Source organism: Streptomyces sp. NPDC005402 (assembly GCF_040606575.1).
In the GTDB taxonomy this organism is placed as follows: Bacteria; Actinomycetota; Actinomycetes; order Streptomycetales; family Streptomycetaceae; genus Streptomyces.
Genome location: NZ_JBEXFB010000001.1, coordinates 93,685 through 113,758 on the forward strand (window position 1 = coordinate 93,685; position 20,074 = coordinate 113,758).

General features: G+C 71.8%; 19 protein-coding genes and 1 pseudogene. 5 read left to right on the forward strand and 15 right to left on the reverse strand.

Translation table 11 applies throughout. The features are described from left to right. The first annotated feature begins 74 nt into the window (after positions 1–74). The gene (locus ABZT02_RS00465) at positions 75–584 is read left to right on the forward strand and encodes a DUF664 domain-containing protein (protein WP_356012714.1); all 510 of its coding nucleotides are present in this window, start codon (positions 75–77) and stop codon (positions 582–584) included. On the opposite strand, the gene ABZT02_RS00470 is transcribed toward ABZT02_RS00465, so the two are convergent. Both ABZT02_RS00470 and ABZT02_RS00475 read right to left on the reverse strand, forming a co-directional pair. Then, a complete protein-coding gene (locus ABZT02_RS00470) occupies positions 572–1,636 on the reverse strand; it encodes an adenosine deaminase (protein ID WP_356012715.1) in 1,065 nt (354 codons plus the stop codon). The genes ABZT02_RS00465 and ABZT02_RS00470 overlap by 13 nt on opposite strands. 55 nt (positions 1,637–1,691) lie before the next feature. Next, positions 1,692–2,084: a VOC family protein gene (locus ABZT02_RS00475; protein WP_356012717.1), complete on the reverse strand. Its 393-nt coding sequence runs from the start codon at positions 2,082–2,084 to the stop codon at positions 1,692–1,694. A 178-nt stretch (positions 2,085–2,262) separates the two neighbouring features. Between ABZT02_RS00475 and ABZT02_RS00480 the strand changes: the two genes are divergently transcribed. Both ABZT02_RS00480 and ABZT02_RS00485 read left to right on the forward strand, forming a co-directional pair. Then, positions 2,263–2,970, forward strand: coding sequence for a dienelactone hydrolase family protein (locus ABZT02_RS00480; protein ID WP_356012718.1), 708 nt, complete (start codon positions 2,263–2,265; stop codon positions 2,968–2,970). Positions 2,971–3,960: 990 nt separating this feature from the next. Then, the gene (locus ABZT02_RS00485) at positions 3,961–4,416 is read left to right on the forward strand and encodes a pyridoxamine 5'-phosphate oxidase family protein (RefSeq protein WP_356012719.1); all 456 of its coding nucleotides are present in this window, start codon (positions 3,961–3,963) and stop codon (positions 4,414–4,416) included. A gap of 4 nt (positions 4,417–4,420) precedes the next feature. Here the strand turns inward: ABZT02_RS00485 and ABZT02_RS00490 are convergent, their stop codons facing one another. Both ABZT02_RS00490 and ABZT02_RS00495 read right to left on the reverse strand, forming a co-directional pair. After that, a complete protein-coding gene (locus tag ABZT02_RS00490) occupies positions 4,421–5,326 on the reverse strand; it encodes an aldo/keto reductase (RefSeq protein ID WP_356012720.1) in 906 nt (301 codons plus the stop codon). 52 nt (positions 5,327–5,378) lie between these two features. Beyond that, a complete protein-coding gene (locus tag ABZT02_RS00495; RefSeq protein ID WP_356012721.1) occupies positions 5,379–7,157 on the reverse strand; it encodes a TIM barrel protein in 1,779 nt (592 codons plus the stop codon). 398 nt (positions 7,158–7,555) lie between these two features. Here ABZT02_RS00495 and ABZT02_RS00500 point away from each other — a divergent pair, with 398 nt between their 5' ends. Then, positions 7,556–8,350: an IclR family transcriptional regulator gene (locus tag ABZT02_RS00500; protein ID WP_356012723.1), complete on the forward strand. Its 795-nt coding sequence runs from the start codon at positions 7,556–7,558 to the stop codon at positions 8,348–8,350. Between the two features lie 71 nt (positions 8,351–8,421). On the opposite strand, the gene ABZT02_RS00505 is transcribed toward ABZT02_RS00500, so the two are convergent. From ABZT02_RS00505 to ABZT02_RS00530, 6 genes and pseudogenes are all read right to left on the reverse strand, one after another. After that, positions 8,422–8,844, reverse strand: a complete 423-nt coding sequence (locus ABZT02_RS00505) for a PPOX class F420-dependent oxidoreductase (protein ID WP_356012724.1) — start codon at positions 8,842–8,844, stop codon at positions 8,422–8,424. Positions 8,845–8,905: 61 nt separating this feature from the next. Then, a complete protein-coding gene (locus ABZT02_RS00510; protein ID WP_356012726.1) occupies positions 8,906–9,793 on the reverse strand; it encodes an NAD(P)-dependent oxidoreductase in 888 nt (295 codons plus the stop codon). 87 nt (positions 9,794–9,880) lie between these two features. Next, positions 9,881–10,620, reverse strand: a pseudogene (locus ABZT02_RS00515) (tRNA-dependent cyclodipeptide synthase). A gap of 175 nt (positions 10,621–10,795) precedes the next feature. Further along, positions 10,796–12,118 carry an aldehyde dehydrogenase family protein gene (locus ABZT02_RS00520; protein WP_356012727.1) on the reverse strand — a complete coding sequence of 441 codons (1,323 nt, stop codon included), beginning with the start codon at positions 12,116–12,118 and terminating at the stop codon, positions 10,796–10,798. Positions 12,119–12,307: 189 nt separating this feature from the next. Continuing rightward, positions 12,308–13,477: an RNA polymerase sigma factor gene (locus ABZT02_RS00525; RefSeq protein WP_356012728.1), complete on the reverse strand. Its 1,170-nt coding sequence runs from the start codon at positions 13,475–13,477 to the stop codon at positions 12,308–12,310. After that, positions 13,477–13,833: a YciI family protein gene (locus ABZT02_RS00530; RefSeq protein ID WP_356012729.1), complete on the reverse strand. Its 357-nt coding sequence runs from the start codon at positions 13,831–13,833 to the stop codon at positions 13,477–13,479. Before ABZT02_RS00530 ends, ABZT02_RS00525 begins: the two co-directional genes overlap by 1 nt. 94 nt (positions 13,834–13,927) lie before the next feature. Between ABZT02_RS00530 and ABZT02_RS00535 the strand changes: the two genes are divergently transcribed. Next, a complete protein-coding gene (locus tag ABZT02_RS00535) occupies positions 13,928–14,974 on the forward strand; it encodes an acyl-CoA dehydrogenase family protein (protein ID WP_356012731.1) in 1,047 nt (348 codons plus the stop codon). Here ABZT02_RS00535 and ABZT02_RS00540 read toward each other — a convergent pair. The 5 genes from ABZT02_RS00540 to ABZT02_RS00560 form a co-directional block, all read right to left on the reverse strand. Next, positions 14,971–15,795 (reverse strand): alpha/beta hydrolase, encoded by an 825-nt coding sequence (locus ABZT02_RS00540; RefSeq protein WP_356012732.1) that lies wholly within the window; start codon positions 15,793–15,795, stop codon positions 14,971–14,973. The genes ABZT02_RS00535 and ABZT02_RS00540 overlap by 4 nt on opposite strands. Positions 15,796–15,852: 57 nt before the next feature. Then, entirely contained in the window at positions 15,853–16,998 is a 1,146-nt protein-coding gene (locus ABZT02_RS00545; RefSeq protein ID WP_356012733.1) for an LLM class flavin-dependent oxidoreductase, read from the reverse strand. A 33-nt stretch (positions 16,999–17,031) separates the two neighbouring features. Beyond that, positions 17,032–18,216, reverse strand: coding sequence for an SfnB family sulfur acquisition oxidoreductase (locus ABZT02_RS00550; protein WP_356012734.1), 1,185 nt, complete (start codon positions 18,214–18,216; stop codon positions 17,032–17,034). Positions 18,217–18,221: 5 nt separating this feature from the next. Further along, on the reverse strand, positions 18,222–18,776 hold the full coding sequence (gene ssuE, locus ABZT02_RS00555) for an NADPH-dependent FMN reductase (protein ID WP_356012735.1): 555 nt from the start codon (positions 18,774–18,776) through the stop codon (positions 18,222–18,224). 68 nt (positions 18,777–18,844) lie between these two features. Further along, positions 18,845–20,062: an acyl-CoA dehydrogenase family protein gene (locus ABZT02_RS00560; protein WP_356012737.1), complete on the reverse strand. Its 1,218-nt coding sequence runs from the start codon at positions 20,060–20,062 to the stop codon at positions 18,845–18,847. Between the last annotated feature and the right edge of the window lie 12 nt (positions 20,063–20,074).

Sequence of the window (20,074 nt, forward strand, 5' to 3'; positions counted from 1 at the left end):
AACCGTAATCCGACGCGTGACGCGGGAGCCGTAATCCGACGCGTGACGCGGCGCGATGCGCGATGGTGGATGTCATGCATGCAAAGGACATCCTCATCGACGGTTACAGCCGCATCCAGGAAGAAGTCCACGCCGCCGTCGAGGGCCTGGGCCCCGACGACCTCAACCACCGTCCCGGTCCCGACGCCAACTCCCTGGCCTGGCTGGTCTGGCATCTCACCCGCGTCCAGGACGACCACGTGGCCGGCGCCCTCGGCCTCGACCAGGTGTGGCTGACGCAGGACTGGGAGAAGCGGTTCGGCCTCGACCTGAAGCCGCGGGACATCGGCTACGGCCACACCTCCGCACAGGTCGCCAAGGTGCGGGTCGACTCCGCGGACCTGCTGACCGGTTACTACGACGCCGTGCACGCCCAGAGTCTCGAAGCCCTGCGCGAACTGACGGCCGAGGACCTGGACCGCGTCGTGGACGAGAACTGGGATCCGCCGGTCACCCTGGGCGTCCGGCTGGTCAGCGTCCTGTCCGACGACCTCCAGCACGTCGGACAGGCCGCCTATCTGCGGGGGCTGATTCAGAGCGCGTAACCCGGCAGGACGACGTCCTCGATGAGGGCCTTGCGCTCGTCGAACGGGATGAAGGCGCTCTTGAGCGCGTTCACGGTGACCGTGCGCAGGTCCTCCACCGTCCAGCCCGCGTCCTCGACCAGCAGGGACATCTCACGGGTCATCGTCGTCCCCGAAACGAGCCGGTTGTCGGTGTTGAGGGTGACCCGGAAGCCCAGGTCCTTCAGCGCCGTGATCGGGTGCTCGGCGATCGAGGTGGCCGCGCCGGTCTGGAGGTTGGACGTCGGGCACATCTCCAGGGCGATCCGGCGGTCCCGGACCCAGCCCGCGAGCCGGCCGAGCTTGCCGTCGACGATGTCGTCGGTGATCCGCACGCCGTGACCGAGACGCTGGGCGCCGCACACCTGCACGGCCTGGTGGATGCTGGGCAGACCGTGGGCCTCACCGGCGTGAATGGTGAACGGCACGCTCTCGCGGCGCAGGTGCTCGAAGGCGTCCAGGTGGTCGGCGGCCGGGAAGCCGTCCTCGGCGCCCGCGATGTCGAAGCCGACGACGCCGGCGTCCCGGAAGGCCACGGCCAGGTCGGCGGCCTCGCGCACCCGGTCGAACATCCGCATCCCGCACAGCAGGGTGCCCACCCGCACCGGGGTGCCCGCCGCGGCGGCCTTCGCCATACCGGCGGCCAGGCCCTCCTGGACGGTCTCGACGACCTCGGCCATGGTCAGCTCGCCGTTGGTGTTCAGCTCCGGGGCGTAGCGGACCTCGCCGTACACGACTCCGTCGGCGGCCAGGTCGAGGACGTACTCCTCGGCCGTGCGCAGCAGGCCCTCCCGGGTCTGCATGACGGCGAGGGTGTGCTCGAAGGTGGCTATGTAGCGCACCAGGTCGCCGGAGTTGGCGGCCTCGAAGTACCAGGCGGCGAGCTCGTCCGGGTCGGTGGTGGGCAGGGTGTGGCCGACCTCCGCCGCGAGCTCCACCACGGTGGCGGGGCGCAGGCCGCCGTCGAGGTGGTCGTGCAGGACGGCCTTGGGGAGGCGGCGGATCAGGTCGGCGTCTACGCGCGTAGCGGTCATGGCGGGGTCTTTCTTCGAACGTGGAGCGGTGGCGGGCGGATCAGGCGGGGGAGGTTCAGGCGGCGGGCTGGAGCAGGTCCCAGCGGTTCCCGTAGAGGTCCTGGAAGACGGCGACCGAGCCGTAGGGCTCGTGACGGGGCTCCTCCAGGAAGGTCACTCCCGCGGCGAGCATGCGGGCGTGGTCGCGGGTGAAGTCGTCGGTGTGCAGGAAGAAGCCGACGCGCCCGCCGGTCTGGTTCCCCACCCGACCCTGCTGGGCCTCGTTCTTGGCGCGGGCGAGCAGCAGGTCGGTGCCGCCTTCGCGCTCGTCCGGCCGTACGACGACCCAGCGGGAGCCGTCGGGGCGGGGGGTGTCCTCGACGAGCCGGAAGCCGAGGGCTTCGGTGTAGAAGCGGATCGCCTCGTCGTAGTCGTCGACGACGAGGGTGACCAGGGCGACGCGTCTCATCGGAACCTCTCGGGACGGGCGGTTGACGGGAGAGGTTATACGTAAAACCTGGGTGACGCCAGTCCGGTCCGGCGGGGCTCCTGTGCGCGGGCCGTACGGCGCGTGACAGGCTGGTGATCACCGCCGGGGTCACGGCTCCGGCGCCCCTCACCGGACTGCCGCACAGGAGTCGAGCGCCATGACCGAACTGCCGAAGTCGACCGGAGCTCCCGCTCACCAGAACGTCACCTTCCCGAGCGGCGGCACCACCGCGCACGGCTATCTGGCGCTGCCGCCGTCCGGGAGCGGGCCGGGCGTCATCGTGATCCAGGAGTGGTGGGGCCTGACCGACCACATCGCCGACGTCACCGACCGGCTGGCGGCGGAGGGCTTCGTGGCCCTCGCCCCCGACCTGTACGGCGGCAATGTCGCCCATGACAGCGACGAGGCCCTGCGGATGATGCGGGAGCTGCCGGTCTCACGGGGCGTGGAGCTGCTGTCCGGCGCGGTCGACCACCTGCTGTCGCTGGACGAGGTCACCTCGGACACCGTCGGCGCGGTCGGCTTCTGCATGGGCGGCGGATTCGTCCTCTACCTGGCGGCGGCGGACCCGCGGGTGAGCGCCGCGGTGCCGTTCTACGGTGTGATCCAGGGCGAGCTGCCCGACTTCTCGGGTCTGAAGGCGGAGATCCTGGGCCACTACGGCGAGCTCGACCAGACCATCCCGGCGGAGAGCCTCGACGTCCTGCGTGAGGCGATCCGCGAGCAGTCCGGGATCACCCCGGACCTGCGTCTCTACCCGGCGAACCACGCCTTCTTCAACAACGGGGGTCCGACGCACGACCCCGAGTCCGCCACCCGCGCCTGGGAGCGGACGGTGCCGTTCCTGCACGAGCGGCTGGGGTAGGGCCTGCGCTTTGGATCAGGCCGACTGTGGGCCGCGGCACCTTGCGCGGATCGGATCGGATCGGCTCTGAGGCGGGTGCCTTGCGCGGGTCGGGAGCGTTGTGCAAGCAGCGATTCCGTGTCGGGGCACGTCACGTGAGCGGAGCTCGGAAGCCTCGCGGGCGCGTTGGCCCCGCGCAAACCTCATGGTCCACCAGGCGGACCAGGAGGTTTGCGGGCGCCTGCGGAGTCCGCACGATCAGCCGCGAGGTGACGGGGTGGGCCCGTCGCCCCGTGCAGGGTGGACGACCGGGAACTCTGGGCCGGCCACGACCACACGGAGCCTCCAAAGCATGTCGGGTTCCGAGCCTCTGGCATGGCCACTGGCGCCGGATTACGGAAGTGGACGGCGCCCACGAGGTCCCGCCACGAGGGGCGGGGCGACCGTGCCTTCGACCGATTCGCGGCGGGCGACCCCGACGTCGGGCCCGGCCGTGACGCCAACACGGCCGGGATCTCCGAGGGGCCCGTCGAGCCACGCAGCTCCAGCCCGGTCCACCAGGCGGACCATGGAAGTCAGGCGCGCCTGCGAAGTCCGGCACACCAGCCGCGAGGTGACGGGGCCGACCCGTCGACCCGTGCACGTAGACGACCAGGAACTTCAGGCGGCCCACGACGACCAAGCAGCCGGGACCTTCGGGGGCCCGTCGGCCCCAAGCCTCCGTATGGTCCACCGGGCGAGCGGGCCATAGAGGTTGCAGGCGCCCGTGAGGACCGGCAGGCCCCGCAGGCCCGGCCGCAACGTGGCAGGCCGCGGCGTCGACAGCTGCGCGGTGGGCGACCCCGAACTGCCGGGTCAGGCCCTGACGGCAATGCGGCCGGGGCTCTCGAACAGGCGCGTCATCAGAACCGCGGCGTCGGCATGGTCCGCAGGATGGTGCCGCGTCTCGGTCCGCGGTCGTAGGGCCTTGGACCGAGGTGCCGGGGCGAGGGGGCCGGTAGCGTCCTGGACATGACGATCACCGAGAGCCGCACCCTCGAACAGCGCAAGCGCGATGTACTGGCCCGGCTGGAGCGGGAGACGGACATCTGGGTGGCCACGGCGGACGCCGAAGGGCTGCCGTGTCTGGTCGCGCTGTGGTTCGCCTGGGACGGCGCGTCCGTCTGGCTGTCCACACGGATCACCAATCCCACGGGCCGGAATCTGCGCGACGGCCGACGCACCCGGCTGGCGTTCGGGGACACCCAGGACGTCGTGCTCATCGACGGGGAGGTGCGGACGTACGGCGGGACGGACGTGCCGGTCGCGGGGATCGAGGCCTTCCGGGCGAAGACGGGTTGGGATCCGCGGGAGGACAGCGCCTCGTACGCCTTCTTCCAGGTGCGTCCGCGCACCGTGCAGGCCCTCAACGGCGTGCACGAGATGCGCGGGCGGCACGTCATGGAGGACGGCGAGTGGGCCGTCTGACCCCTCAACCGGCTTGACGATGCAGTGAGTTCAAGGTCGCCAGTTCGTCCTCGGTGAGCCTCAGCGCGCCCGCCGCGATGTTCTCGGCGAGGTGGTCGGGGTTGCCGGTACCGGGGATCGCCAGGACGTGCGGGCCCTGGGCGAGGGTCCAGGCGAGCCGGACCTGGGCGGGACTCGCGTCGTGCGCCCGTGCGACGGCGAGCACCGCTTCGTCGTGAGCGGTGGTGGCACCCTCGGCTCCGGCGTTTCCCGCGATCGCGTAGAACGGCACGAAGGCGACGCCCTGCTCGCCGCAGAGCCGTACCGTCTCGTCGGTGACCCGGTTGCGGGAGTCGAGCCCGAAACGATTCTGCACGGACACCACCGGCGCGATGGCCTGCGCCTCGGCGAGGTGCCGGGGCTCGACGTCGGAGATGCCGAGGTGCCGGATCAGGCCCTTGTCGCGCAGTTCGGCGAGGGCCCCGAAGTGCTCGGCGACGGAGTCCTGGCGCATCCGGCGGAGGTACACCAGGTCGAGGTGGTCGCGGCCGAGCTGCCGGAGGTTCTCCTCGACGTGACCGCGCAGGTCCTCCGGCCGGGCCGAGGTGCCCCACTCCCCCGTGTAGTCCCGGAAGGGCCCGACCTTGGCGGCGATGACCAGGTCGTCCGGGTACGGGGACAGCGCGCTGTTGATGATCTCGTTGGCGGAGCGCAGCGAGGAGAAGTAGAAGGCCGCCGTGTCGATGTGGTTGACGCCGAGTTCGACGGCCTTGCGCAGTACCGCGATCGACCGCTGCCGGTCGCTGGGGGTGCCGTGGTGGAAGGCCGCGCTGCCCGTCAGCCGCATCGCGCCGAAGCCGATGCGGTTGACGGTGAGATCGCCGAGTGTCCAGGTGCCTGCCGCGTCCGCGGTGATCGTTTCGGAGGTCATCGGCGGATGATGACACACCTTCGGCGCGTCACGGTCGGCACCTTCCGAACTCCTACCTCCGCTGTGCCGCCAGCCGGATGGGCGCGTTGGCCGCGCCGAACCCGGCGTAGCCGCCCGAGCGCTGCACGAACTCGAAGAAGACTCGGCCAACCGTCTCGGTGTAGCAGTGCCGGAACTCGCCGCCCCGCTCGTCGCGGTCGTAGAGGATGCCGAGCTCGCGATACGTCTCCAACTCCCCCTCGGCGAACTCGAACCGGGCCTCCAGGTCGTCGTAGTAGTTCGCCGGGACGCGCAGCAGCCCTGCCCCGGCCGCCCGGAAGCGGCGGACCCCGGCGACGATGTCGTCGACGGCGAACGCCACGTGCCGGGCCCGCGTCTCACCGTCCTCCTCCGGCGTGGGCGCGAGGTTGAGGACCAGCCGGGGCCCGTCGGAGGAGGCGGACAGGGCACGGCTGCGGAACAGGCCGTAAGGGTCGGCGAGTTCGACGGTGTCGTGGGGGCTGAGGCCCAGCACCGTGCGGTGGAAGAGCACCGACTCGTCGAAGTGGTGCCAGGGCTGGGTCAGCGCGAGGTGGTCGATGGTGAGGGCGGTCGCGGTGCCGCTCTCGGCCGTGTACCCGAAGTCGTCGGTCCAGCTCGGGAGTTCGGGGCGGCCGGTCGCGCAGAACAGGACTTCGGTGCCGTCCGGGGCCGCGATCGACTCCAGGGGGACGTCCTGTGCGGCACGGCGCTTGGGCAGGGCGGGCGCGAGCAGGGCTTCCGCCCGCCGTGCGGAGGCCGCCGGGTCCGCCGTCTCCAGGCCTACGGCGGCCAGGGTGGTGTCCGAACGGCGGCCGGTGATGCCCGCGTTGACCAGGACGCGGGCCTCGCCCTGCTCCCAGAGGTCGACCGGCTTGCCGTGATGGCGGGCGGCGCGGTGGAAGCCGAGCGCGGTGAGGAGTTCGCCGACGGGTTCGGGGTCGCTGGTGGCGAGTTCGGCGAAGGCGACGCCGGAGGGAACCACGGGGGCCGGGAGGAGGGAGACGCCGACGTTCTCCTCCAGAGCCAGCAGGGAGCGCAGTCCGTCCAGCGCCGTGCGGCCCGCGTCCGCCTGGCGGAAGACGTCGTTGAAGACCTCCAGGGACAGCGGACCGTCGTATCCGGCGTTCAGCACGTGGCGCAGGAGTCCGGCGACGTCGAATCCGCCCTGGCCCGGGAAACAGCGGTAGTGGCGGCTCCACTGGAGGACGTCCATGGCCATCAGCGGGGCGTCGGCGAGCTGGAGGAAGAAGATCTTGTCACCGGGGATGTCCGCGATGCCCTTGGGATCGGAACCCCTGGAGAGAATGTGGAAACTGTCCAGGCAGGTGCCGAGCGCCGGATGGTCCGCGGTGGCGACGATCCGCCACGCGTGGTCGTACGTGTTGACGTGCCGCCCCCAGGCCAGAGCCTCGTAGGCGACCCGGATGCCGAACTCCTGGGCCAGGTCGGCCAGTCGGCTCAGCTGCTCGGCCGCGAGGGCGTCGTCGTCCACGGCCTGCGGGGAGACGCTGGAACAGACGAGGACGGTGTCGGCGCCGAGCCTGCGCATCACCTCGAACTTGTGCCGGGCCCGCCTCAGGCTGCGGGCGAAGACCTCCTCCGGGACGGCCTCGATGTCCCGCATCGGCTGGTAGAGGTCGATGCGCAGCCCCAGGTCGGCCGTGCGGGCGGCTGTCTCCTCGGGTGCGAGAGGGCTCGCGAGGAGGTCGTTCTCGAAGATCTCGACGCCGTCGAAGCCGGCCCGTGAGGCGGCCGTCAGTTTCTCGGTGAGGGTGCCGCTGAGGCAGACGGTGGCGATGGACTTGCGCATGCTCGCTCCCGAGGTTTCCCGCGTGTTCGCCGGTCACTTCGCCGGGTCCGCTCACCGGTCCCCGGCCGGTCGTCGACCGTCTCGATCCGTCCCGGTGCCGCGAGGACTGCTGCTTCCACCGAGACTCCGAGGGACCACTAGACGGTCCTTTTGATCCGCTGTGCGGTCAGCCTAGGCTGTGTCGGCTCCTCGAACAAGGGCGCGGCGCGCTCAGGACTACGGAGCCGGTCGTACGATGGGCCATGGTTCCGCCTGCACATGCGGCGACCAGCCACCGGGCGGCGCTCCTTGGATTGCGGCCCGATTTCCTCGGCGCTGCGGTTTCCCTGGTCCGCAGAGCGGACTACGGTCGGAAACACCGTCGGCCGAGGGCCGCAGGGACCCACGGGAGGCAGCCGGTGAGCGAGGGACAGACGCGGGCGGGGGGCGACTCCGACCAGCAGGCCGGCGGGGTGCGCAGTGTGCGGCGGGCCTTCGACATCCTCACCCTCATCACCGAGGACCGGCCGGTGATCACTCTGCGGGAGATCAGCGAGTCGACCGGGCTCGCCAAGACGACCGCGCTGCGCCTGGTGCAGACACTGGAGGAGACCGGCCTGCTGGGCTCGCACCCGTCCGGCTACACCGCGGGGCCCGCGCTGTGGCGCTGGGCCTATCTGGCGCGCAGCCAGTGGGAGGTGCCGCAGGAGACCCGGAAGGTCATGCGGGATCTCGCGGACCGGCTCGGCGAGACCGTCAATCTGTTCGTCGCCCGGGGTGTCCACCGCATCTGCGTCGCACACGAGGAGAGTCCGCATCCGCTGCGCCATGTCGTCGACGTCGGCGACGAGCAGCCGCTGTGGGCCGGCGCCTCTTCGAAGATTCTGCTGCGGGGTGCCTCCGAGGCGTTCCTGCGCCGGGTCGCCGTCGCCTCACCGCAGGGCGAGGCACAGGTCGAGCGGCTGCGGACCTGGGTCGCGGAGGCGGCCGAGCGCGGGTACGCCGTCAGCAGCAGCGAGTTCGACGAGGGACTCACGGCCGTGGCGGTGCCCGTCACCGGCCGCACCGGCAATGTCGTCGCCTCCCTCTCCTTGAGCGGCCCCAGCCACCGCTTCCCCTACGAGGCCGTCGAGCGCTTCGCCACGGAGCTCGCCGAAGGCGCCCGTCTCATCTCCGACCAGGGCTTCAGCCATCCCCTGAGCAGCGACGCCTGACGCACGGGACGTGTGTACAGCAGGAGGGTGAGGGCGCGGCCGGGCACCCTCACCCCTCTGCGGGCGTACCGTCACCCGGAAGCCTGGTCGTTGTCCTTCATCTCGCCCCAGCCGTGCCAGCGCTCGACCTCGATCCACGCGCTCACGCGGCCCCGGACCCGGTTCGGGTAGGGACGGCCGCCGTAGTGGGTGGAGAGGCGGTCGATGTCGGCGAGGTCCTTGTCGTCGTACGTCTCGGCCACGCGGCCGATGAGCGTGACGTGCGTGTACCAGTTGTCGGCGTCAAGGATCGTGAGGGTGACGCGGGGGTCGCGGCGCAGGTGCTTCAGCCGGATCCGGCCCTCGTCCAGGTTGATCAGGACACGGCCGTCCTCCCAGAGGTACCAGGTGGGTGTCGACACCGGTGTCCCGTCGGAGCGCAGGGTCGCCATCACACAGGGGTTGGGGCGGCTGAGCAGTTCGACGGCCTCGGGCGGCAGCGGGGGCTTGGACATGAGCGGTCCTCCTCGGGGTCGGGTGTTCCGGTCTCGGGGTCGGGTGTTCCGGTCTCTGGGGTCAGGCCTCCTTCTCGTCGAAGCTCGCGAAATAGGCGGCGGCCATGTCCTCGTCGCCGTGGCCCTGGGCGGCGGCGCGTTCGAAGCGCTCGGCGCTGGCGGCGGCCACGTCCAGGCGGACTCCGCTCCGCTCACCTGCCTCGACGATCAGCCGGGCGTCCTTGGCGGCGGTGGAGACCGCGAACTGGGCCGGTGACAACTGGTCGTTGAGGACCAGACCCGACTTGGCCCGCAGGTAGCCCATGTCGAGGGGGCCGCCGTCGATGGCGTCGAAGAAGCCCTGCGGGTCCACGCCGAGAGCCTTCGCGAGGGCGAGGGCCTCTCCGGCCGCGTTGGTCACGGCGAGCACCCAGCTGTTGGCGACGAGCTTCAGCCGGGTCGCGCTGCCCTCGGCGCCGTCCTCGCCGGTCCACACCGTGCGGGCGCCGACCGCGTCGAACACGGGGGTGACGGCACCGCGCCCGTCGACCGGTCCGGCCGCGAGGACGAGCAGCTGACCGGCCTCGGCGGGCTGGCGGGTGCCCAGGACGGGCGCGTCGAAGAAGACCAGTCGGTGCTCGCGGGCGAAGGCGGCCAGGTCGGCGATCGCCTCGATGCCGGCGGTGGTCGACTGCACCCAGGCGGTGCCCGGGCGGAGCCCCTCGGCGGCCTGGCGCATCACGTCCAGGGCCGCGGGGCCGTCGTACAGCATGGTCAGGACGACGTCGGCGCCGCGCACGGCCTCGGCGGGGTCGGCGGCGATCTCGACACCGTCCGCGGTCAGCGGCTGTGCCTTGGCCGCGCTGCGGTTCCAGGCGCGGACGGTGTGTCCCGCGCGGGCGAGGTTGCGGGCCATCGCGGCACCCATGATGCCGGTGCCCAGGACGCTCACGGTGAGCTTGTCGGTCATGACGTCAACTCCATGCGGTGGTGCGGATGTTCTGTCGGGCACCGAGCTTGCCGGAAACGGTCCGGACGAGCCCGGCCAGGTAGGCGGTCATGACACCGGCGGGGGTGCCACGGTGACGAATCCCTGCGTGTCCACGGCAGGGAGCGGCGCGTCCGGACCGTAGAGGAGGCCGCCGAGGGCCAAGGTGGCGCGGTAGGCGACGACGGATGCCGGTACGCCGAGGACGGCCGGGGTGTCGAGGAGGAGCGGGAGCTCGCGGTCCAAGTACGCGCTCCGGCGGCCAGTTGGCCGGCGGTCGGGGTCCAGTCGGCGGGCATCGTGGTGCGCAGGACGCCGGTGACCATGCGGGTGCAGGTGGCGTGGGAAGCGGGCTGCTCCCGGTGCGCGCGGGTGATGCGCTCAAGGGCGGCACGGTAGGCCTGGGCGTCGTAGAAGTCGGAGCACCGCGCGACCCGCAGCCGGGCCGGGTCGATCCGCGCGGTGCTCACGGCGCGGGAGACCCGGTTGGCCGCCTGGCGTACGTCGCGGTGGGCGCGGGCTCGGGCGTGCCGGGGTTCGTAGCCGCGGCCGAGGTAGGTGCAGGCGACGGTGTCGGTGTCGGGGTGGGCGATCTCGATCCGGGTGAAGCGGTCGGCGGCCCAGCGCAGCAGCGCGACGAGCCGGCCCTCGGAGAAGTAACCGTTGCCGGGGCTGATCCCGAGGAACACGTGGTGTCCGGCTTCGTCGAGGCCCGCGCAGCGCTCGGAGAAGGGGGTGGCGTGGAAGCCGTCCCCCCGGCGGGCCGCGATCGAGGGTGCACAGGCCGTCGGCATCACCCAGTCGTGCATCGCCACGCTCCCCGTCCTCCGCGCAGGCAGTGCGCGATGGGTTCTCCGGTCGTCGCCCTCGAGACTAGAAGCAACCGGTGCTCTCGCTGTCCCATCGGCGTGAGAAACGCACCGATGGCCCAGCAGGTCCCAGAGCACCTGCCGGGCCTCGCGCGCCGCGCACCGCGTCCGGTGATCAGCCGAGCGGCTTCTCCAGGATCGCCTTGCGGTGGCTGAAGGTCTCGATGGAGTAGCGGCCGTGGTAGTTGCCCATGCCGCTCTCCCCGACCCCGCCGAACGGCAGGTCGGAGACGGTGAGATGGGCGAGGGGCAGGCCGTAGCCGAGGCCGCCGGAGGAGGTCTCGTCGGCGATGCGGCGCCGTGTCGTGTCGGAGTCCGTGAAGACGTACAGCGCGAGGGGCTTGTCCCGGTCGTTGATGAAGTCGATGGCGTCGTCGAGACCGGACACGGTGACGATGGGCAGGATGGGGCCGAAGATCTCCTCCTGCATCACCGGCGCCTTGGGGTCGACGTCGGCGAGGACGGTGGGCGCGATGTACTTGGTCGTACGGTCGCTGGTGCCGCCCACGACCGTGCGGCCGGAGTCGAGCAGGCCGGTCAGGCGGTCGAAGTGCCGTTCGTTGATGATGCGGCCGTACTCGCCGGAGTCGGCGGGGTCGCTGCCGTACACCGACTCGACGGCGTCCTTCAGCAGTGGCTCCAGGGCGGCCGCCGTCTCCGGGTCGGTGAGGACGTAGTCGGGGGCGACGCAGGTCTGCCCGGCGTTGAGGAACTCGCCGCGGGCCAGGCGGTCGGCGACAACAGTGAGGTCGGCGTCGCGGTCGACGAACGCCGGGGACTTGCCGCCCAGTTCGAGGGTGACCGGGGTGAGGTGCTCGGCGGCGGCGCGCAGGACGACGCGGCCGACCGTGCCGTTGCCGGTGTAGAAGATGTGGTCGAAGCGCTCGGCGAGCAGGGCCGTGGTCTCCGGGATGCCGCCCTCGACGACGGCCACCGCGTCGGTGTCCAGGTAGGCGGGGAGCAGCCGGGCGACGGCGGCGGAGGTGGCCGGGGCCAGCTCGCTGGGCTTGGCGACCACCGCGTTGCCCGCGGCGAGGGCGCCGACCACCGGGGCGAGCAGCAGCTGGGCCGGGTAGTTCCAGGGCGCGATGACGAGGACGACGCCGAGCGGGTCGTACTGCGTCCAGGCGCTCGCGTCGGCGCCGAGGTGCGCCGGGACCGGGGCGGACTCGGGGCGCAGCCAGTCGGCGAGGTGGTCCAGGGTGTGGTCGATCTCGCGGATCGTGAAGTCGATCTCGGTGCGGAACGCCTCGGTGGAGCTCTTGCCCAGGTCGGCGTGGAGGGCGGCGGCCAGTTCGGTGCCGTTCTCGGTGAGCATCTCGCGCAGGCGGCGCAGCTGGGTCGTACGCCATTCGACGGGCTTGGTGCGGCCGCTGCGGAAGGTGGCGCGCAGTCGGGCCACGACGTCGGCGGGCTGCTCGGGGGCGGGGTGGTTCACGGATGCCTCGCTGGGGTGGGCGGGCCTTGCGGCCTGGTCTCGACGGTCAGATGTATATTGCAACCTTTTCGTGGCCGGGTAAATTCCGGGCCGCCATCACTACTTTCCGGGACGAGGTCGATCACGCCTTCCGGGACGAGGTCACTCACTCCTTCCGGGGCGCGTCAGTCCCCTGCTCGTGAGACCGGGTCACAGTGATCGGCGACGGTGTTCGAGATACATACGCTCCGCCGGGTTCCCAGTGAGTTCCGCGGCCTTCGCGTAGGCGTCCGCGGCTTCGGGGGCGCGTCCGAGCCGGCGCAGCAGGTCCGCCCGGACGGCGTGCAGGACGTGGTAACCGTCGAGGTCCAGCGCCTCCACCAGGGCGAGGGCCCGCGCGGGCCCGTCGGTCTCGGCCACGGCGACCGCGCGGTTCACTTCCACGACGGGGCTTGGCGCCACGGCCATGAGCTGGTCGTACAGCCGACGGACCTGCCCCCAGTCGGTGGGCCCGTCGCTGTGGACGGCCTGGATGGCGGCCTGGATCTGATACGGCCCCGGCTGGTTCCGGCGCAGACACCGCCGTACGAGTGACTGCCCCTCGGCGACGAGCGTGGGGTCCCAGCGGCCCAGGTCCTGCTCGGACAGCGGTACGAGTTCGCCGCGGTCGTCGGTGCGGGCGGCCCGGCGGGACTCGATGAGCAGCATCAGCGCGAGCAGTCCGGTGGCCTCGGGCTCGTCCGGCATCAGCTCGGCCAGCAGACGGCCCAGGCGTACGGCTTCGGCGCACAGTTCGGGTGTGCCGTCGTAGCCCTCGTTGAAGATGAGGTAGATGACGGCCAGGACTCCCTTGAGCCGGTCGGGGAGGTCGGCGTCGTGGGGGACGCGGTAGGGGATGTGGGCGTCGCGGATCTTGGCCTTGGCGCGGACGAGGCGCTGCGCCATCGTCGGCTCGGGGACCAGGAAGGCGCGGGCGATCTGCGCGGTGGTGAGGCCGCCGAGCAGCCGGAGGGTGAGGGCGACCCGGGCCTGGGGGGCGAGCGCGGGGTGGCAGCAGGTGAAGACGAGGCGGAGCCGTTCGTCGCGCACGGGGCCCTCCTCGGGCGGTGCGTCGGGGGCGTGCAGCAGGGCGGCCTCGGCGTGGCGGGCCTGCCTCGTGGACTCGCGGCGCAGCCGGTCGATCGCGCGGTTGCGTGCGGTGGTGATGATCCAGCCGGCCGGGCTGGGCGGCACGCCGGTCTGCGGCCAGCGCCGCACAGCCGTGGTGAAGGCGTCCTGGACCGCTTCCTCGGCGAGGTCGATGTCGCCGAGGAAGCGAACGAGGACGGCGACCGCGCGGCCGTACTCCTCGCGGAAGACGCCCTCGATGTCCGGGGTCATCAGTCCTCGGACTCGTGCTGGAAGGGCCGCACCTCGATGGGCAGCGTGGTGGCCAGGGCCGCCTTGCGTCCCCACTCCAGGGCCGCGTCCAGGTCGGGCGCCTTCACGATGCAGAGGCCGCCGAGCTGCTCCTTGCCCTCGGCGTACGGCCCGTCGGTGATCAGTACGTCGCCGTCGTGCGGCCGCAGCACGGTCGAGGAGTCGGGGCTGTGCAGTCCCCCGGCGAAGACCCAGGCCCCGGCCTCCCGGAGCTCCTGGTGGAAGGCGTCGAGCCGCTTGCCGATCTCGGCCAGCACCTCGGGGGCGGGCAGCTCGTCCCAGCCCGGCTGCATGACGTTGAGCAGGTAATACCGCATGTCGCTCTCCTCCTGTGAGTCTGTCTCACCTCCTACACGAACGGCACACCCACGGATCGACACCGCGCGCGACGGGATCGGGAGAATCCTGTCCATGACCACCGCACCGCACCCCCTCCTCGCCACCGTCCGCACCCTCGCGGACGATCTCCTCGCCCCGCACGCGGCGCGCGTCGACCAGGAGGGCGTGCCCCCGGGGCACCTCGACGCGATCAGGCGCTCGGGCCTGCTCGGGATGAGCGCGCCGAAGGAGTACGGCGGTGCGGACGTTCCGGACGCGGTGGCACGGGAGGTCCAGGAGATCCTCGCCGGGGCGTGCTGCTCCACCTGGTTCGTGCAGACCCAGCACCACACGCCGGTGCGGATGCTCGCGAAGTCCGCCCTCCCGGTACGGGAGCGGCTGCTCGGGCCGCTCGCGACCGGCGAGCTGCTCGCGGGGATCGCGTTCGCGCATGTGCGCGCGTTTCCGCGGGTGCCGGTGCGGGCGACGGCCGAGCGGGGCGGCTGGCGGTTCGACGGCAGGGTGCCCTGGTACACGGGCTGGGGCCTGAACGACGTGATGCTGCTGGCCGGGGTCACCGAGGCGGACGAGGTGGTGTTCGCGTGCACCGAGGCACGCGAACAACCGGGACTGCGGGCGTCGGAGCCGATGCGGCTCGCGGCCCTCACCGCGGCCCGGACGGTGTCCCTGGAGCTGGAGGGTCTGTGGCTGCCCGAGGACGCGGTGGTACTGCGCACCCCGCAGGAGAAGTTCGCGCTGGTGGACCGGCCCCGCAACACCAATGCCTCCCCCGCCGTCTTCGGGGTGGCGTACGCGGCGCTCCACGTACTGGAAGAGGCCGGGGAGTCGGACACCGCGGTCGCCTTCCGCGGATCTCTCGACGAGGTGCGCCGACAGGCGTACGCCCTGGCCGAGCACCCCGTCCCCACTGAGCGCGTCGCCGAACGGCTGACGCTCAAGACACGGTCGTACGACGCTATGCGCGCTGTCACGACGGCGGCCGTGGTGGCCGGGGGCGGCCGGTCCATGGGCCTCGACGGTACGGCGCAACGGCTGTTCCAGGAGGGTATGTTCCTCCTCGTGCAGGGGCAGACGACCGAGGTGCGCCGCGCGCATCTGGACGCTCTGGCGCAGCTCTAGGCGAGAAAGTCGACGAGGGCCGCCGTGAGATGTGCGGGGGCGTCCTCCTGGACGAGGTGACCGGCGCCCGGGATGAGTTCGAGGCGGGCGCCCGGGATGCGGGCGACGAGATCGTGGCCCCTGCCGACGGGGATCCAGGTGTCGTCCTCGCCCCAGCACACCAGGGTCGGGACGGCGATGTCGCCGTACCTGTCCTGCACTTCGTCCGTGTAGCGCTGGTCGGCCTGGGCGATCTGGCGGTAGAAGGCCGCCTGGCCGGTGTCGCCGAGCCAGGGTTCGACGAGCCGGTCGTGGACGGCGGGATGCAGGCCGGGGCTGCTGGCCGAGCTGACGTACTCGCGGACCAAGGCCCGGTGCAGGGCGGGCGGGAGGTGGTCGAACACCTCCGAATGCTCTCCGACCAGCCGGAAGAAGGGTGTCCCCCAGGGGGCCAGCGCGACCGGGTCGACCAGGGCGAGCGAGTCGTAGCGGGCGCCGTGCAGGAGATGGGCCCGCAGCGACACCGCGCCGCCGAAGTCGTGGGCCACGACCCGGGGCCGGTCCAGCTCCCAGTGCGCAAGGAGTTCGGTGAAGACCCTTCCCTGGGCCGCCAGGGAGACGTCCTGGCCGGCGAACTTCTCCGAGGCCCCGTAGCCGGGCATGTCCCACACGAACACATGGTGGCGGCGGGACAGGGCACGGGCCACGGCACGCCACACGTACGAGGAGAAGGGTGTGCCGTGGAGGAGGACGACCGGGTCGCGGCCGGGGTCTCCGAGGCTGTCCCAGCGGACCTCACCGGAGCTGCCGCGGAAGGACCTGGTCAACTGCCAGTCGCTCACGGGCTGTTCCTCTCGACGGATGCACGGGTCGAGCCCGTGAGCGTACGTCGTGACGGCCTAGCTCGCGAACGGCACCCGCGGCGAGGGCGCGGCCCGCTCGCCGAACGGGTGCTGCCACAGGCCCTGTTCGGCGAGACGCGGCAGGACTCCCTCGCCGAACCAGTACGCCTCCTCCAGGTGCGGGTAGCCGGAGAGCACGAACTCGTCGATGCCCAGGGCGTGGTACTCCCTGATCCGCTCGGCGACCTCGTCGTGGCTGCCGACCAGCGCGGTGCCCGCGCCGCCGCGCACCAGGCCGATGCCGGCCCACAGGTTGGGGTGGATCTCCAGGCCCGCGCGGCCACCGCCGCCGTGCAGGGCGAGCATCCGCTGCTGGCCCACCGACTCGCTGCGGGCGAGCCCAGCCTGCACCGACCTGACGGTCTCGGGGTCGAAGCCCGCCAGGAGGCGGTCGGCCTCGGCCCAGGCCTGTTCGGAGGTGTCGCGGGTGATGACGTGCAGGCGGATCCCGAAGCGCGGCGTGCGGCCCTCCTCGGCCGCGAGCCCCCGCACCCAGGCGATCTTCTCGGCGACCTGCGCGGGCGGCTCACCCCAGGTGAGATACACGTCGGCGTACTTGGCGGCGACCTCGCCGGCGATGGGCGAGGACCCGCCGAAGTACACCTCGGGCACCGGGTCGGGCACGCGCGCCAGTCTCGCGTCCTCGACCTGGAGGTGCTCACCGTGCAGATCGACGGTCTTGCCCTCCCACAACCCCCGTACGACACCCAGGAATTCTCCGGTACGGCGGTAGCGGGCGTCCTTGTCGAGGAAGTCCCCGTAGGCCCGCTGCTCGTGGCTCTCCCCGCCGGTGACCACGTTGAGGAGCAGCCGCCCTCCGGTCTGCCGCTGGAAGGTGGAGGCCATCTGGGCGGCGAGCGTCGGCGAGACCGAGCCGGGCCGGAAGGCCACCAGGAACTTCAACCGCTCGGTGTGCTGGCTCACCATCGCGGTGGTCAGCCATGCGTCCTCGCACCAGGCGCCGGTGGGCGTGAGCGCCCCCACGAAGCCCAGGTCCTCGGCCGCGCGGGCGATCTGGCTCAGGTAGGCGACCGTCGGTGGCCGGTCCCGTCCGGAAACGGTGGCGGGTGTGCCGTGACCGCCTCCCACGACATGGCGGCTGTCGCCGTTGGTGGGCAGGAACCAGTGGAAGGTGAGGGACATGTAGGGTCTCCGATCGGGAAGGTCCGCTGTTGGCTAGAGGAGGCCGTGCCGGGGCGGCCGGGTGCCGTTGAGCACATACCTGCCGATGTGCTGGATCTTCCAGCGGGTCGGGTCGTGCAGGGTATGAGTGCGGGCGTCACGCCAATGCCGGTGCAGGTTCAGTGAGTTGAGGGACGAGCGGGTGCCGGACACCTCGAAGAGGGCGCTCGCCACGTCCAGCGCCGCCTGGGCCGCCTGCACCTTGGCGGCGGCGACCGCGATGGACGCCTCGGCCGCCGAGTCGTCGGTGAGGTCGGCGCGGGCGGCCTCCACGGCCCGCGCGGCTTCTCGCAACAGGGCCTCCGACGCCCGTACCTGGATGGCGAGTTCACCGAAGCGCTGGATCAGCAGCGGGTCCTCGGCGGCCGTCTCGACGCCGCTTTCGAACCAGGGGCGGCTCTTTGTCCGGACGAACTCCGCCGCCTCCGCGAGCGCTCCCCCGGCGATCCCGGCATCGATGGCGGCGTGCAGCAACTGGGCGACCGCTCCGTGGAGTTGGGGGCCTTCGAAGGTGAGGTGGTGGGGCAGGACCCGGTCGGCCGGGACCTCGACGTCTTCGAGACGGACGGTGCCGCTGGCCGTCGTACGCTGGCCGAGGCCGTCCCAGTCGTCGATCACCGTGAGGCCCGGCGCGTCCCTGGGTACGTAGGCGACGTGCAGGTTGTCGTCCTCCGCGCGGGCCAGCACCGGGATCCAGTCGGCGAACAGGGCGCCGGTGGAGTAGTGCTTGACGCCGTCGAGGCGGTACGAGCCGTTTCCCTGCGGGTGCAGTCGGGTGCGGATGTCCTGGACGTGCTTGGTGCCGGCCTCGGACTGGGCGTTGCCGAAGCGGCGGCCGGCGAGCAGCTCGGCGAAGAAGAATTTTCGCTGCTCGTCGTCGCCCTGACGGCAGATCACGTTGACGTAGGCGAAGTGGCTCTGCGGGATCTGGGCGAGGCTCGCATCGGCGGAGGCGAGCAGCCGGAAGATCTCGGCGAGGGTGGGCACGCTCACGTCCGCGCCCCCGTGCTCGGCGGGGACGGTGACGGCGAGCAGCCCGGAGGCGGAGAGACGGTCCAACTCCTCGCCGGGCAGCCTGCGTTCGGCGTCCCTGGCGGAGGCGCCCGCGCGGAGCTCCTCGGCGAGCAGCGCGGCGACGGCGAGGGCCTCCGCGTCGTCGGCGATCACATGGGCGGACATGGTCTTCAGCCCGCCGCCGCCAGGACCGGCCGCCGTCCCAGCGCGGTCGAGAACTGGTCGACGACCTGGGTCAGGGCCTCGGTCGCCACCGATGCCACGGTCAAGGCACCGTCCTCGTGCACGGTGATGTCCTTGTCGAGGGTGAACCAGCCCTGCACGATATGCGCCGCGCCCATGGAACTGAGGACCGGGCGGAGCGCGTAGTCGATGGCCAGGACATGGGCGGTGGAGCCACCGGTGGCCAGGGGCAGCACGGTCTTGCCGGCCAGCGCGTACTGCGGGAGCAGGTCCAGAAGGGCCTTGAGGACGCCGGAGTACGACGCCTTGTAGACCGGGGTGCCGACGACGACCCCGTCGGCGCGCGCGAACAGCTCGGTCGCCTCGACGATCGCCGGGTGCTTGAAGTCGGCGCCGAGCAGGGCCTCGGCGGGGATGGTGCGGACGTCGAGCGGGATCACCTCGTGGCCCTGCGCGGTCAGGCGCCGGTCGAGGTGGCGCAGCAGCCGGTTGGTGCGGGAGGAGGCGGAGGGGCTGCCGGAGACGGACAGGACGGTGGCCATGCGGTCCTCTTTCGGGGAGGAGGGGCGGGGCGCCCCCGGTTCAGGAGGGGGCGCCCCAGGGGAAGTGGTCAGGAGTACCAGGTGGGTTCGGGCAGTTCGCCTTCGAGGACCCAGCGGCCGACCTCGCGGCGCTTGTAGGCGACCGGGTCGTGGAGGGTGTGGGTGCGGACGTTGCGCCAGAACCGGTCCAGGCCCTCCGAGGTGGCCGTGGAGCGGGCGCCCGTCACCTCGAAGATCCGGCCGGTGATCTCCAGGGCCACGTCGGTGGCGCGGGCCTTGACGGCGGCCACCCGGACCTCGAAGTCGCCGCGTGTCTGTTCGCTGACCGCGTCCGGGTCGTCGTGCAGCTTCTGTCCCTCGGCGGCGACGGCGTCGGCGAGGGCCTCGGCCGCCCAGAGCTTGGCGGTGAGATCGCCGTAGGTGTCGATGACGTACGGCTCGTCGACCGCTCGCTCGAAGCCGCCGTGCAGCCAGGAGCGGGACTTCTCGCGGGTGTAGGTGGCGGCCGTCTCCAGGGCGCCGCCCGCGATGCCGAGGTAGAAGTTGACGAAGACCAGCTGAATGGTGGGGACGTTGAGGGTGTTGTAGACGCGCGGCTGGAACACCTTGTCGACGTAACCGGCCGCCGACGACCAGGGCGTGCGGACGCCGTCGAGGGTGACGCCGCCGCTCTCGGTGAGGCGCTGGCCGATGTTGTCCCAGTCGTCGTGGAAGGTCAGGCCCACGGAGTCGGAGGGCACGATCGCGAAGACGTGCTGGTCGGTGCCTTCCAGGACGCCCTCGAGGACGGTGACGTCGGAGACCTTGCTGCCGGTGGAGAAGGTCTTGCGGCCGGTGTAGACGAGGTCGTCGCCGTCCTCGGTGACGATGACGTCCTTGTCGCGCGGGTTGACCGCGCCGCCGAAGAACCAGCGGTTCCGGGAGGCCTCCGCCTCGACGTGCTCCCACTGTTCGCGGGTGCCGACCAGGCGGGCTGCCCAGAACCACAGGTAGTGGTAGCCGAGGAGCTGGCCGATGGAGCCGTCGGCCTTGGCGATCTCGCGGACAACCCGGTAGGCGGTGGGCCAGTCCTGGCCTCCGCCGCCGTGCTCGGTGGGGCCGAGGAGGGTGACGAGGCCGGCGTCCTTGAGGAGCCGCACCTCGGCGTACGGGGTGGCGCCGGCGTGGTCGCGGGCGGCGGCGTCGGTGGCGAGGACGGCGGCGACCTCGGTGGCACGGACGATCCAGTCCTGCGCGGTCTCGGGGGCGGGGCGGGCCTGCCAGTCGGTGTTCGTGGCGGTGCTCATCTCGATGGCCTC

Bases quoted from the DNA above. Each gene is read 5' to 3' on its own strand.
- ABZT02_RS00560 (WP_356012737.1), bottom strand. From the start codon at position 20,062: ATGAGCACCGCCACGAACACCGACTGGCAGGCCCGCCCCGCCCCCGAG.
- ABZT02_RS00545 (WP_356012733.1), bottom strand. From the start codon at position 16,998: ATGTCCCTCACCTTCCACTGGTTCCTGCCCACCAACGGCGACAGCCGC.
- ABZT02_RS00530 (WP_356012729.1), bottom strand. From the start codon at position 13,833: ATGCGGTATTACCTGCTCAACGTCATGCAGCCGGGCTGGGACGAGCTG.
- ABZT02_RS00480 (WP_356012718.1), top strand. From the start codon at position 2,263: ATGACCGAACTGCCGAAGTCGACCGGAGCTCCCGCTCACCAGAACGTC.
- ABZT02_RS00475 (WP_356012717.1), bottom strand. From the start codon at position 2,084: ATGAGACGCGTCGCCCTGGTCACCCTCGTCGTCGACGACTACGACGAG.
- ABZT02_RS00510 (WP_356012726.1), bottom strand. From the start codon at position 9,793: ATGACCGACAAGCTCACCGTGAGCGTCCTGGGCACCGGCATCATGGGT.
- ABZT02_RS00495 (WP_356012721.1), bottom strand. From the start codon at position 7,157: ATGCGCAAGTCCATCGCCACCGTCTGCCTCAGCGGCACCCTCACCGAG.
- ABZT02_RS00465 (WP_356012714.1), top strand. From the start codon at position 75: ATGCATGCAAAGGACATCCTCATCGACGGTTACAGCCGCATCCAGGAA.
- ABZT02_RS00550 (WP_356012734.1), bottom strand. From the start codon at position 18,216: ATGTCCGCCCATGTGATCGCCGACGACGCGGAGGCCCTCGCCGTCGCC.
- ABZT02_RS00525 (WP_356012728.1), bottom strand. From the start codon at position 13,477: ATGACCCCGGACATCGAGGGCGTCTTCCGCGAGGAGTACGGCCGCGCG.
- ABZT02_RS00470 (WP_356012715.1), bottom strand. From the start codon at position 1,636: ATGACCGCTACGCGCGTAGACGCCGACCTGATCCGCCGCCTCCCCAAG.
- ssuE (WP_356012735.1), bottom strand. From the start codon at position 18,776: ATGGCCACCGTCCTGTCCGTCTCCGGCAGCCCCTCCGCCTCCTCCCGC.
- ABZT02_RS00490 (WP_356012720.1), bottom strand. From the start codon at position 5,326: ATGACCTCCGAAACGATCACCGCGGACGCGGCAGGCACCTGGACACTC.
- ABZT02_RS00535 (WP_356012731.1), top strand. From the start codon at position 13,928: ATGACCACCGCACCGCACCCCCTCCTCGCCACCGTCCGCACCCTCGCG.
- ABZT02_RS00485 (WP_356012719.1), top strand. From the start codon at position 3,961: ATGACGATCACCGAGAGCCGCACCCTCGAACAGCGCAAGCGCGATGTA.
- ABZT02_RS00505 (WP_356012724.1), bottom strand. From the start codon at position 8,844: ATGTCCAAGCCCCCGCTGCCGCCCGAGGCCGTCGAACTGCTCAGCCGC.